The 13,119-nt window shown below is 36.0% G+C and carries 13 protein-coding genes; 2 read left to right on the top strand and 11 right to left on the bottom strand.

Features of this window, described 5'->3' with window-relative positions:
• From WFK35_RS13745 to WFK35_RS13695, 11 genes are all read right to left on the bottom strand, one after another.
• A partial coding sequence (locus WFK35_RS13745) for an OsmC family peroxiredoxin (RefSeq protein ID WP_336733047.1) occupies positions 1 to 265 on the bottom strand: 265 nt, incomplete at its 3' end.
• Positions 266 to 344: 79 nt separating this feature from the next.
• Entirely contained in the window at positions 345 to 1,211 is an 867-nt protein-coding gene (locus WFK35_RS13740; protein WP_336733046.1) for a helix-turn-helix domain-containing protein, read from the bottom strand.
• A gap of 313 nt (positions 1,212 to 1,524) precedes the next feature.
• Positions 1,525 to 4,212, bottom strand: a complete 2,688-nt coding sequence (locus tag WFK35_RS13735) for a TonB-dependent receptor domain-containing protein (protein WP_336733045.1) — start codon at positions 4,210 to 4,212, stop codon at positions 1,525 to 1,527.
• Positions 4,213 to 4,320: 108 nt separating this feature from the next.
• Positions 4,321 to 4,689 carry a hypothetical protein gene (locus WFK35_RS13730; protein WP_336733044.1) on the bottom strand — a complete coding sequence of 123 codons (369 nt, stop codon included), beginning with the start codon at positions 4,687 to 4,689 and terminating at the stop codon, positions 4,321 to 4,323.
• A 21-nt stretch (positions 4,690 to 4,710) separates the two neighbouring features.
• Positions 4,711 to 5,352: a hypothetical protein gene (locus tag WFK35_RS13725; protein WP_336733043.1), complete on the bottom strand. Its 642-nt coding sequence runs from the start codon at positions 5,350 to 5,352 to the stop codon at positions 4,711 to 4,713.
• A 68-nt stretch (positions 5,353 to 5,420) separates the two neighbouring features.
• A complete protein-coding gene (locus tag WFK35_RS13720; RefSeq protein WP_027380477.1) occupies positions 5,421 to 6,107 on the bottom strand; it encodes a response regulator transcription factor in 687 nt (228 codons plus the stop codon).
• 86 nt (positions 6,108 to 6,193) lie between these two features.
• Positions 6,194 to 7,741 (bottom strand): sensor histidine kinase, encoded by a 1,548-nt coding sequence (locus WFK35_RS13715; protein ID WP_214588191.1) that lies wholly within the window; start codon positions 7,739 to 7,741, stop codon positions 6,194 to 6,196.
• Between the two features lie 208 nt (positions 7,742 to 7,949).
• Positions 7,950 to 8,291 carry a hypothetical protein gene (locus WFK35_RS13710; protein ID WP_336733042.1) on the bottom strand — a complete coding sequence of 114 codons (342 nt, stop codon included), beginning with the start codon at positions 8,289 to 8,291 and terminating at the stop codon, positions 7,950 to 7,952.
• A 57-nt stretch (positions 8,292 to 8,348) separates the two neighbouring features.
• Positions 8,349 to 10,394 (bottom strand): S9 family peptidase, encoded by a 2,046-nt coding sequence (locus WFK35_RS13705; RefSeq protein WP_336733041.1) that lies wholly within the window; start codon positions 10,392 to 10,394, stop codon positions 8,349 to 8,351.
• A gap of 88 nt (positions 10,395 to 10,482) precedes the next feature.
• Positions 10,483 to 11,223 (bottom strand): uroporphyrinogen-III synthase, encoded by a 741-nt coding sequence (locus WFK35_RS13700; protein ID WP_108411599.1) that lies wholly within the window; start codon positions 11,221 to 11,223, stop codon positions 10,483 to 10,485.
• Positions 11,224 to 11,235: 12 nt separating this feature from the next.
• On the bottom strand, positions 11,236 to 11,904 hold the full coding sequence (locus WFK35_RS13695) for a DUF4271 domain-containing protein (RefSeq protein WP_336733040.1): 669 nt from the start codon (positions 11,902 to 11,904) through the stop codon (positions 11,236 to 11,238).
• A 75-nt stretch (positions 11,905 to 11,979) separates the two neighbouring features.
• On the opposite strand from WFK35_RS13695, the gene WFK35_RS13690 reads away from it, so the two are divergent.
• Entirely contained in the window at positions 11,980 to 12,696 is a 717-nt protein-coding gene (locus WFK35_RS13690; RefSeq protein WP_214588195.1) for a polyprenol monophosphomannose synthase, read from the top strand.
• Positions 12,693 to 13,070 carry a DUF4296 domain-containing protein gene (locus WFK35_RS13685; RefSeq protein WP_214588196.1) on the top strand — a complete coding sequence of 126 codons (378 nt, stop codon included), beginning with the start codon at positions 12,693 to 12,695 and terminating at the stop codon, positions 13,068 to 13,070. Before WFK35_RS13690 ends, WFK35_RS13685 begins: the two co-directional genes overlap by 4 nt.
• The last annotated feature ends 49 nt before the right edge of the window (positions 13,071 to 13,119 follow it).

Genomic DNA, 13,119 nt, shown 5'->3' with positions numbered 1-13,119 from the left:
CTGCGCTCGGATCCAAAGTAATAACAGATTTTGTCGTTAATTCTTCCGGAGTAAAGCCTGCCTGAGAAAGTTCTGCACTTAGTTTCATGGTGAAACAACCTGCGTGAGCCGCTGCCAGTAATTCTTCAGGATTTGTTCCCACTCCGTCTTCAAATCGGCTGTTAAAAGAATACTGAGTCTGGTTTAAAGTGGTGCTTTGTGTCGTAAGATGTCCTTTTCCTTCTTTAATAGTTCCGTTCCAAACGGCTGTTGCGTTACGTCTCATAATGTTTTTGTTTTAATATTGTTATTTTGATGTGACAAAGGTATTGCAGATTTCGTTCCAGATAAATACACAAAAAGAACTAACTATTGTACTTTTTTCCCGAATTGTAATTTTTTTTGAAATTTGCAGGGGTACTTCCGATTTTTTGCGTGAAAAGACGGTTGAAATAAGCCGGATCTTCATAGCCGAGATCGTAAGCGATTTCTTTCACCGGTTTATCGGTATAAAATAAAAGCCTTTTGGCTTCCAGTAAAATTCTGCTGATGATAAACTGGTTAGGAGATTCCAGATTTAAATTCTTGAATTTATGCGTGAGTGTCTTTGGAGAAATATGAAGCAGTTCTGCATAATCAGCCACATTATGTTTTTCCCGGAAATGAAGTTCAAGCAAACGGCTGAAATCCCGAAAGATGTCCAGTTCGTGTGCCGGAATTTTTATTTCATCATTATTGAGATTCTGCTTTTTCCATTTTCTGGTGGCGCGGATGATGATTTGTTTAACGTAGGTTTGGATCATTTCTTCTGCGGAAGAGTCTTTCCATTCCAGTTCGTTTCTGATATTTTGAAATAAATGTTGAATTGCAGAATTTTCCTCGGCATCCAGTTCAACAAGAGGAATTTCAAACACGTTATGAATAAGCAGTCCGTCGCAGGCGACTTCCTTATCATGAATCTGAATGCAGTAAAAATCGCGGTTATAATAGATCAGATGCGATTCGTTGCTTCCTTTTTCAATTTGCAGATGCTGATTCGTCAGAAAAAATAAAGCAGGATTTTCTGTTTTATAATGTCTGAAATCCACAGACAAGTCATATCCCGCAGGAATATAGAAAATTTTAATTTCAGATTTGTATTTGTTGTCTTTAAAATCGTGCAGATTGTTTTTGGAAAAAGTTTCGAATCCCAGTTTCTTGTACTGGTCTTCAAAGATAAGTGTTTGCGACATCCTTTTGCTTTCCTATAAATGTACAAAAAAGCATGATTCCAACCCTATTAATTATTGAAATCATGCTTAATAATATAAACTTAATTGCTGATTTCTGAACCATTAAAAGAATTTAAGAGGTTAAGTTTAGTTTAGAAAAACAAATTACTTTCAATAAGTATAAAACTAAAAAGGTAAGTTCCTCTTAATATTCTAAACTCCTTAACAGAAATCTTAATGGTTTAAACTAGGTGCAAATAATATTAATTCTGGTTTTCAGCTTACAACTCAAACTCGCTAACTCACTAACGCTCAAATCCTCAAACTCTCAAACTTAAAAAGTAACATCCACTCCCACATAAAAATTAGCTTTCATGATCGGAGCATATACCATTCCGCCGTCAAAATAATTTCCGAAAGGATTTTTAACATCAACAATGGCATTTTTCTGATAATAAGAAGTTAAATTTTCTCCTCCTAAATACGCCCTGATTTTCTTATTGAAATTCCTTGAAATCTGTGCATTTAAAACCACATAGGATTCGGAATAGGAAGGAAGCTGAAATTCCGCAGAATTCGATGAAGTATTGGGAAGTCTCTGTTTTCCAACTGCATTCAGTGTGGTGTCGAAACTCCAGAATCCGCCTTTAGTGTTTTTGTTGGTAGAGTAGGCAAGATTTACAAAACCTCTGTGTTTTGCCATGAAAGGAACTTCACGTCTTCCATCCAGATAATCTGCCTGAACATCATAATATTTGTAAGCCAGTCTCACTTCAAAATTTTTGAAGGGAATGAAATCCCACTGAGTCTGGAAAGAATTTGCGAAAGACTTTCCGTCAAGATTATAGAAAGTCAATTGTTGAGGAGACCGGTCCAGATCCACCATCACCTGATCCTGAAAATCTGTTCTGAAAAAATCTGCAACAATGGTAGATTTTCTTCCGAAAAGTTTGAATTCCTGCTGTAAACTCGCTCCGTAATTCCATGCAATTTCAGGTCTTAAACCATAAATATTTCCTCCGTTCTGTAAAACCTGAATGGATCGGTTAGATGCGAAATACTGCTGACTTTCGGCAAAAATGTTTGCCGTTCTGAACCCTCTTCCTGCGGAAAGCCTCAAAATCGTCTGCGGTGTAAAATCATACTTAAAATTCAGTCTCGGAGTGAACTGCGTTCCGGCAAGATTATGAAAGTCCACTCTCGCTCCCGCAACCAAAGTGTATTTTAAACCCGTTAAAGTATATTCTGCAAAAGCTCCCGGAACAATCTCGTTTCTTTTGATGGCTGAGGTTAAATAGTTTTCGTCATATCCGTCATACATAAAACTCGCTCCGGCTTTGTATTTATGATTGGTATTTCCCAAAATACTTTCAAAAATTAAATTGGAATAATACGTCTGCTGTTTTCCGGAATAATTTCTCAGTCCAAAAAAGCTGTCCTGCTGATGAAAAGTGTACTGGTTCATCCAGCCCAGACTTTGGTAAGGTTTTCCTTTAAAAACATAGCCTGTTTTATTCCAAACCTGAAATCTTGAGATATCAATTCCAACTCCGTACAACGGTTGTTTTTCCTGCGAAACTTTTTTATCAAACCCGGTCTGTCCCGAAGTTCTTTCGTCTTTGATGAAATTAATTCCAAAATGTGAACCGAAACCTGACTTTTGCAGGTCATTGTAATTCAGTAAATAAGCTGCGTTTAACTGTGTCCCTTTTGGTCTGTCCAGAAATCCGTCATCATTCATATCGGTATCTCCGAAAGTTCCGTTTCCGTGCAGCAAAAATGTCTGTGACCATTGTTCATTGATGGGCGAAACACTGGTGATATTCGCTTCTGCTCTTCCGTTAAAATCTGAAAATAAATTCAGTGAAGTTTCCGTCTTTTCTGCATTTTTCAGAAGTTCTGTATTTATTTGTCCTGTAATGCTTTCATAACCGTTCGTTACGGTACTTCCGCCTTTGGTAAGCTGAATGCTTTCAATCCATCTTCCGGGAATGAAACTCAGCCCGTAAGCGGAAGCCAATCCGCGGATTTCGGGCAGTAACTCTTTTGTTAAGCTCGTATATTTTTGGTCTAAACCTAACATTTTCAGTTGCTTTGTTCCTGTAACCGCATTGCTGAAAGAAACATCAACGGTTGCATTGGTTTCAAAACTCTCAGACAAATTACAGCAGGCTGCTTTCAGGAGTTCTTTTTTATCAATATTAAAAATAAGTCCTGCTTCTTTTTTATTTAAAGACGTTGCCGCTTTTGATCCGGTTACTGTAACGCCTTCAATATTTTTCTCATGACTGCCGTGATTTTCACCCGCTTCATGATGATCAGCGTGATCTGTGTTTTCTGAAGGATTTCCTTCTTCCGCATGAACTTTCGGATTTGTTTCTCCAAAAGGAATTTCTCTATCGTAAAGACAGCATGAAGGCAGATTTTTATACGTATTGTCGCTGGATTTATACTTCTCGTTATCATGCCCAACTTCCGCAATTTTCTTCAAAATTTTGTCTGATGATGTTTTATTCGGATCAAAATTCAGCGTTACAATTTGTCTTTCGGCATTCCATTCTGCGGAATCTGCTCCTGCATCTTTTGCGGCTTTTTCAATTCTTGCTTTGCAGGATTCGCAATTGCCTTTTACATAAAATTCATTTTCTTTTTTAGCATGATTTTCATGATTTTCAATGGTTTGTGGCTGTAAGTCTCTGGTGTAATGACAGCATTCCGGAAGAGCTTCATACGTTTCAGCAGAGGCTTTGAATTTTTCATTGTCATGACCTGCTTCGGCGACTTTTTTTAAGATTTCATAAGAAGAAGCATTGTTGTCTGTTTCAATAGTTAATGTCTGTGAATCAATTGAATAGACTGCTGTTTTTGCACCTGTTTTCTTAGCCGTATTTTCGATTCTTTCTTTGCACATTTCACAGTTTCCTTTTACTTTGAACTGGTTTTTAGAAAGATTCTGGGCAAAAATAAATTGTACGGATACTAAGAATACACCAAGAATAATCCTGGAAATATATAATTTCATTTTGTTTAAAATTTAAATTAACTCAAGCTTGAATATAGCCATGTAATAATCAGATAACACAAGCAATCATTGTTATGCTTGTAAACTGATGTTGTATTTCACTTTTAATTAAGCTATTTTCGGCGGCTGCCAGATTTCTTTTAAACGGCTTGAAAGATAAGGATCCGAATATTCGAACTGTGAATTTTTATTCGATTTGTAATATGAATATTCTAACTGTAAACTCTTTGAAAAAGGAGTTTCTATAAAAGTATAACAGGCTAAACAGGTTGAACAGCAATCGTCGTTACAATTTGATTTCTCCTCTTTTTTGTGATGATTATTTTCGGAATTTTGAGAATGCTCTTTTTTACAGCATCTCATTTCAGAATCTTTTTTGCAACAGTTTTCCAGCATATTCTGTGCATAGAAATTATCTTTAGGAATCAGAAAGATTCCCAGGCAGAAAATAACAGTTATTATCTGAAATAATTTCATAACACAAAAGTACAAAATTTCTTATAAAGGCTCTCCCACTTTCTTCGCACAGTCATGCCAAGGTTCTCCATGAGGAGGATTTACTGCCGGTTTCGGACCTGTTGGAGCAGGTGTCGGAGCCGGAGCGTTTTGTGCCATATTTTGCTGTACAGGCTGCTGAACCGGAGCCGGTTTGCTGTTCAAAGGTTCTCCTACCGGAATATCGCATCGGTGTCCCGGTTCTCCGTGAGGCGGATTCATCCCTTTCGGAGTTTTTACGGTTTTTGCTTTTCCGCTTTGGTCTACGGCAAATTTTCCGGGTTTCAGAGAATTCGGATCAATCTGAATGGTCTGTCCCTGCGGAGCATTTACCGCAACATTCTGAGTTCCCTGTTGAGGTTGTGCAGGAGCAGAATTTAATGGCTGTCCTACCGGAATATCGCATCTATGACCGGGTTGACCGTGTGGAGGATTCATTCCCGGAGAAGTAACGGTTGACGTTCCTGATCCTGTTGTTGTTTTAATTCCCGCCTGATCCAAAATAGAAGCTTTAGGAGCCTGATTAACCGCTACAGGAGCCTGCGGAACTCCGGCTTCTTCTTTAAGATAAGTAGCTCTCTCATCCTTTTTACACGATACCGTAAATATAGAAATGGCAAGTATGCCCAACAATGTAGTTTTCATATAAAACAAAATTAGCAAAACATTTTTAAATGCTTTGCTAATTTTATAATAATAGTCGTTTTTTAGAATTAATTCTTAACTAAAAGTCTGAATCCTTCTCCGTGTACGTTGATGATTTCCAGTCCTTCGTCGTCTTTTAGAAGTTTACGAAGCTTAGCAATATAAACGTCCATACTTCTTGCCGTAAAATAGTTTTCTTTTTTCCAGATTTTTCTCAATGCTAAATCTCTCGGCATGAAATCGTTTCTGTGGATGCAAAGAAGTTTAAGCAATTCGTTTTCTTTTGGAGAAAGCTTGTATTCGTTGTCGCCGACTCTCAACTGTCTCAACATAGAATCAAAGAAAATATTGCTGATTTTAAACTGTTCCTGCTCTTCATTTTCCAAGGTGGAACTTCTCTGAAGAATGGCTTTAATTTTATATAAAAGAAGCTCGGTATCAAATGGTTTTGTAATATAATCATCTGCTCCCAACTGATATCCTTTCAAGATATCTTCTCTCATATTTCTTGCAGTTAAGAAAATGATCGGTGTATTTTTATCTATTTTTTTTACGTCTTCTGCTAATGAAAAACCGTCTTTTTTAGGCATCATCACGTCGAAAATACAGATATCGAATTCGTTTTCCGTAAATTCTTTCAACCCCTGTTCTCCGTCTGTAGCAAGAGTAACTTCGAAGTTATTTATCGTTAAATAATCCTTCAGCACTGCCCCAAAACTCTGGTCGTCTTCTACTAATAATATTCTGTTGCTCATAGTTGTAACTATTAATCGTTAATAATTTTGAATGAACAAGTCATTCTCCTCTTTTCTAATATTTGTTTATTGGATAAAAATTTTATCTATGCCATCGGAAGCTTTATTGTAAATGTACTTCCTTTTCCTTTTTGAGAATCTACAATAATCTGTCCCTTATGGAGTTCCACAATCTTTTTTACATAAGACAGTCCTAAACCCTGTCCTTTTACATTATGAATATTTCCGGTTTCTTCCCTGAAGAATTTTTCGAAAATTTTCGTTTTATTCTGGGTTTCCATCCCCATTCCTTTATCTGAAACTTCTATTACATAAAAATGTCCTTCATTTCTTGTTTTAATAGAGATTTCCGGCGTTTCCGGCGAATATTTGTTGGCATTGTCCAAAAGGTTTACCAACATATTCGAGATGTGAAATTCATCAATTTTAAAATTATAATTCGTTGCATTAAATTCCTCTCTCAGCGTACCGTTTCTCTGCTTTACAATAAGACTGAAAGATTCTGCCGTTCTTCTGATCAGTTCTCTTACGTTGGTTTCCTTTAGGAATAATTTCACTTCATTACGCTCAAGTTTAGACATATTCAGAACATTTTCCACCTGCTTTTTCATCCTCAGATTTTCCTGCTTAATCAGTTCCGAATAGTATTTTACCTTTTCCGGATTGGTTGCAATCTTATCATTCGCCAAAGAGTCTGTTGCTACAGAAATCGTTGCCAGAGGAGTTTTGAACTCGTGAGACATATTGTTGATGAAATCTGTTTTCACTTCCGCCAGTTTTTTCTGCCTCATCATATAATTAATGGAAATAATATAAATTCCCAAAATGGTAAGAAGCGAAAGAAAAGTTCCCAAAAGCATAGGCCAGTTGTTCATGGCTAAAGAGTAATCTTTCTTTGGAAAAACCAGAGCCAGACTGTAAAGTGTTCTTTCTTTCTGATCAGTAAAAAGCGGATAACTATACGTATTGTTGTCTTTTTTCTCTTTATAATCTTTATTAAAAACTTTGGTAAGATTATTATTCTTATCAATAATTCCGTACCCGAATTTCGCGCTTATTCCTCTGATTTTTAATTCTTTGGAAATAACAGAATCTAAGATTTTAGCGTCAACTCTTTTGCTGATCGGTAAATTATTTCCTATAATCTTCGCATATTCTTTCATCGCATAATCTCCGTTTTCCAGATCCTGATTAATGTCTGCGGTAAGGATTTCGCGTTTCGTGGTGTCTCTTTTTATTTTATAAGCAGCTTCGTCAGAATACAATTTTGTAAGCTTGATTGAATCTCCCTGTTTGGAAATCGGAAGCTGACTTTTTTCAATAATATTTTTAGAGTAAATAATCTGTCTCTGCGTTCCGGAATCTTCTACCTGCTGAATCGTGGTTAAAGTAGGCTGATCGCTGTTTGCTAAAATATTGTTTCTGAAATCCTTATTATCTATATTTAAATATTTGTCTACTTCGATTTCCTCCATATTTTTAGAAGTACTTTCCAATGCGGAATACACTTTGTTGGAAAACTCCTGTTCCAGTGCTCCGTAATAATTTTTCAGCCAATAAAACTGGAGTGTAACGAATACAATCAAAGAGATCGTCATAAACACAGAAATTATTGGGATGAACTTATTATTCATTTACTTTATTTTAATCGTTTTTGAAATAATGAGTGTTAAAATTAATTATTTTATGACTTGATAAACAAAAAACGCGCCAATAAATTGTGTAATTTTTCTTAAAAAGGCGTTATTTAACGTTTTTTTATAAATTTTTAATTTTTGTTATAATAAACACTATGTATAAAATAAAAAAGGAAAGTAAAAATTTACTCTCCCTTTTTTATTTCTAAAGTATTTCTTCATCCTGAAAATACTGAATAATTGCTTTTTTCATTAAAAGCTGCTGTTCGTTCGGTTTCAGTTCCGGAAGATCTTCCAGTTTATCAAAGTGTGGATATCCTTCGTCATCGTAATGCGAAAATTTATAATATCCGAAAGGTTCCAGTAATCTGCACACTGCAATGTGGATTAAATTTACCTTATCATCTTTTGTATATTTTTGCTGTCCACTTCCCAGTTCCTGAAGTCCGATCAGAAAAAGGTAGGTTTCTATCGGAGCATTTTTTTCCGTATCGAAATTTTCAATAAAGAATTGCTCTATTTTTTGCCATAGTTCCGCTTCGTTCATTATATATCAATTCTTTTTATTGTTTATTCTATTTTTTCGGGAAAATAAACATAATCCCTATATTTTACATTCCAGTTTTACCAGGAAAGCATATTCCAAAGCATCTTCTTTCAGAGATTCAAATCTTCCGCTCGCTCCGCCGTGTCCTGCGCTCATGTCTGTTTTGAAAATCAGGATATTGTTATCCGTTTTCAGTTCCCGCAGTTTTGCCGTCCATTTTGCAGGTTCCCAGTATTGTACCTGAGAATCGTGTAATCCTGTGGTAATCAAAAGATTTGGATAATCTTTAACTTCCACGTTGTCATACGGCGAATATTCTTTCATGTAATGATAATATTCTTCGTCATTCGGATTTCCCCATTCGTCGTATTCTCCGGTTGTTAAAGGGATGGTTTCGTCCAGCATAGTCGTTACAACGTCCACAAAAGGAACCTGTGCTACAATTCCGTTAAACAGGGAAGGTTCGTAATTCATCACGGCTCCCACCAATAGTCCTCCTGCGCTTCCGCCCATTGCGTATAAATGTTTCGAGGAAGTATAATTTTCTTTAATTAAAAATTTTCCGGCATCAATAAAATCGAAAAATGTATTTTTCTTGAACAGCATTTTTCCGTCTTCATACCATTCTCTTCCCAGATATTCTCCACCCCGGATGTGGGCAATCGCATAAATGAAACCTCTGTCTAAAATAGAAAGCCTTACATTCGAAAAACTTGCATCAACAGTGTGTCCGTAACTTCCATAACCATATAAAAGTAAAGGCGTATCCGCAGATTTTGGGGTGTCTTTATGGTAAACCAGAGAAATAGGAACTTTTGCTTCTCCGTCTCTGGAATCTGCCCAGATTCTCTCGGAAATATAATTTTCGGCAAAGAATTTTCCGCCCAAAACTTCCTGTTGTTTCAGAAGCTTTGTGGTTTTTTCCTTCATATTATATTCGTAGGTGGAACTTGGCTGTGTAAGAGAAGTGTAGCCGTAGCGGAGAACTTCCGTATCAAATTCCAGATTTACTCCGATGTAAGCGGTATAAGTAGGATCTGAAAACGGCAGATAATGTGATTCCTGCGTTTTCTCGTCAATAATCTTGATCTGTAAAAGACCTTCTTCTCTTTCTTCAAGAACCAGATAGTTTTTAAAGATCTCAAAACCTTCCAGTAAAACTTCCGGACGGTGAGGAATTACATCCACCCAGTTCTCCATTCCGCAGTTCTCGATCTTTGTCTTTACAATTTTAAAATTGAAAGCATCGTCTGCGTTGGTAATAATGTAGAATTCGTCTTCATAATGCTCAACCGAGTATTCCAGATCATCTATTCTGGGCTGAATAATCGTCCAGTCTGCGAAAACATCATCCGAAGGAATAAATCTGTGCTCATCCGAAATGGTACTCGAACTGGCAATAAAAATATATTCCAGAGATTTGGTTTTGAAAACATTTACGTCGAATGTATCATCTTTTTCATGGAAAATCAGCACATCATCCGAAGAATCTGTTCCCAGTTTATGTCTGTACACCTGAAAAGCTCTTAAACTTTCATCTTTTCTGATGTAGAAAATATGCTCGTTATCATTTGCCCAGACTGCTTTTCCTGTGGTGTTTTCAATTTCATCAGGAAGTGTCTCACCAGTCTGTAAATTTTTAAATTTAATAGTATAAATTCTTCGGCTCACATTGTCCGTTGAAAATGAAGCCAATTGGTTGTTTGGAGAAACAGCAACACTTCCTACTTCAAAATAATTTTCACCTTCTGCCAAAATATTAACGTCCAGAATAATTTCTTCTTCGTTTTCGAGACTTTGGTATTTTCTGCAGAAAATAGGATATTCTTTTCCCTCTTCATAACGAACGATATACCAGTATTCGTTAAAGAAATAAGGTAAAGACTCGTCGTCTTTTTTATAACGGGCTTTCATTTCCTCAAAAAGTTCTTCCTGAAAAGACTCTGTATCTTTCATGATGAAATCTGCATATGCATTTTCCTCTTCAAGATATTGTATCACTTCCGGATTTTCTCTTTCGTTGAGCCAGAAATAGGGGTCTAACCTTTTATCACCGTGTGTTTCAAGTATTTTTTCTATTTTTTTTGCCTTTGGAGCTTCCATTCAATATTAATTCTTGTTCAAATTTAGTTAAAAAAAAACCATCTTTCCGGTAAGAAAAGACGGTTGCTTTATATTTTATATTAAAAACTTATTTATGTAATGCTTTAATATACTTTTCCAATGCCATGGTCATGGACGGAGTTTCCTTTGTAGGAGCCATTAAATCTACTGTTAGCCCTGCTTCTTCTGCTGCTGCTGAAGTAGTTGCACCGAAAACGCCGATTTTTGTTTCTTCCTGCTTGAAATCCGGAAAATTCTGCTGTAAAGACTTTATTCCCTGCGGACTGAAGAAGATCAGCATATCATAATCCTTTACATTGATGTCTGTAAGATCGCTGCAAACGGTTCTGTACATGATTGCTCTTTTCCAGTCTACATTAGAAGCTTCCATTGTTTTGGTAATATCCGGACTTAAAACATCTGATGATGGCAAAAGATATTTTTCGCTCGGGAATTTTTTAAACAGCGGAAGAAGATCCGAGAAATTCTTTTCCCCGAAGCTGATCTTTCTTTTTCTGTACACAATATGCTTTTGAAGATAATTCGCAATGGCTTCCGACTGGCAGATGTATCTCATCGTATCAGGAACCGAAAAACGAAGCTCTTCAGCTAATCTGAAGTAATGGTCGATCGCATTTTTACTCGTGAAAATAATTCCGGTATATTGTGTAAGATCGATCTTTTGTGTTCTAAGCTCTTTATTGTCAACTCCTTCGACGTGGATGAAAGGGCGGAAATCAATCTTTATTTTTTCCTTCTTTGCAATTTCCAGGTACGGAGACGACTCACTTGGCGCTGGTTGAGAAACCAATATAGACTTTATTCTCATCATTGACAGTTATTAAAAAAACAATAGTTTCCAAAGCAACAAAATGGGTGCGATTTGGAGCGTGCAAATATACAAAAATTTATAATACCATTTCTCAGGTAAGATGTTGTTCTTGTGAAATAAATAGAAAAACACCTTGAAAATGAATACAAAAGAGAAAAAGAAAATGTAATATAAAAACATTTTATTTCTGTCGATCGGGAAATAATAGTGGGTTACACATAAAATTATTAACAAAAAAGACAGGACAAAATAAAATTTTGTAGAGGTAAAATAAAAAACAGTCCATTTCTTTCCGTCGCCAATGCTTTGGAAAAATAAAAATCCTAAACTTGATTTTATTGCATAAAAAAATATGACCGCAATTAAACAAAAACCAAATTTATTAAGCTGATACCCCAAAATCTGAAGATCGGCAACAAATTTAGGAACAACAGGAATATACTGCGAAATTAAAACCGAAAGCGTAAGTGTAATAACACAGGAAGTGATTACCCAGCTCGGAAGGTTGTTACTGGCATCAAAATATTTTTGAAGCAGAAAATCTTTCAGGTTGGCTTCTCTTTCTACGACGTTCATCATAAAAAGGTATAAAAAGATACAGCCCAGCAATATAAAGATTACCCAATCGTTATGTTCAGGTATTCTTACATGATTTATAAATGTTTGTGATAACGGCAACGGAATTTTTTTGCAAAATTATAGATTATTTTGTATAAAATAAAAAGGTTAAATAAACTATCTTTGCAAACTGAAATGAAAAAACTGGTCATAATTCCGACTTACAACGAAAAGGAAAATATTGAAAATATTATTTCCGCAGTTTTTGCATTGGAAGACGACTTTCATATCTTGGTAGTGGATGACTCGTCTCCTGATGGAACGGCGGACTTGGTGAAGGAGTTGCAGAAGAATTATCCTCATTATCTTCATCTGTCGGTACGAAAGGTGAAAGATGGTTTGGGAAAAGCATACATTCATGGTTTCAAATGGGCGATCGAAAATAAGTATGATTATATTTTTGAAATGGATGCCGATTTTTCGCACAACCCGAATGATCTGCCTAAGCTGTATGAAGCCTGTTTAAAAGCAGACATGGCAATCGGTTCCCGTTATTCCAAAGGAGTAAATGTGGTAAACTGGCCTATGGGAAGAGTTTTACTGTCTTATTTTGCTTCAAAATATGTTCGTTTTGTTTTGGGACTTCCGATTCATGATACTACGGCAGGCTTTGTCTGTTTTTCAAGAAAGGTTCTGGAAGAAATCGGTTTGGATAACGTAAAATTAAAAGGATATGGATTTCAGATCGAAATGAAATTCAGAGCTTTTAAAAAAGGATCTAAAATTGTAGAAGTTCCTATTATTTTTACCAACAGAATTCTGGGAGAAAGCAAAATGAATGGCGGTATCATTCATGAAGCGGTTTTTGGAGTTTTAAATTTAAAATGGAAATCCATCATCAACAGATTATGAAAAAACTGATCTTCATTTTCGTTCTGATGTGTCTGTTTTCATGCGGAGACTACATCGATAAGCCTAAAAATCTGATCCCGAAAGATCAGATGGCAGAAATTCTGGCTGATCTTTCCATTAACGATCAGGCAACTTTCATGTATCCCAACACGAACCTGGAGGCAGGAACAAGATATATCCTGAAAACACATAATGTAAAATCTCAGGATTTTGTGGAAAGCTTCAAATATTATGTGGTGAAGGAAGAGATGAGCGGTATTGCAGATGATGCCCAGAAAATAGTATTAAAGAAAGATCCCAAAGCGGATCAGTATGTAAAGGATAAAAAAAATAAATCAGGAAATCTTCAGAATCCTCCTGCTTTATCGAGATAATTTAAGATGCAAAAGTTTTTTAATATAGAAAAAACCTCTGAGGGAAAGG

The sequence above is a fragment of the Chryseobacterium sp. VD8 genome (genome assembly GCF_037149975.1).
Taxonomy (GTDB): Bacteria; Bacteroidota; Bacteroidia; order Flavobacteriales; family Weeksellaceae; genus Chryseobacterium; species Chryseobacterium indicum.
This window is presented reverse-complemented; position numbering and strand designations above follow the sequence as displayed.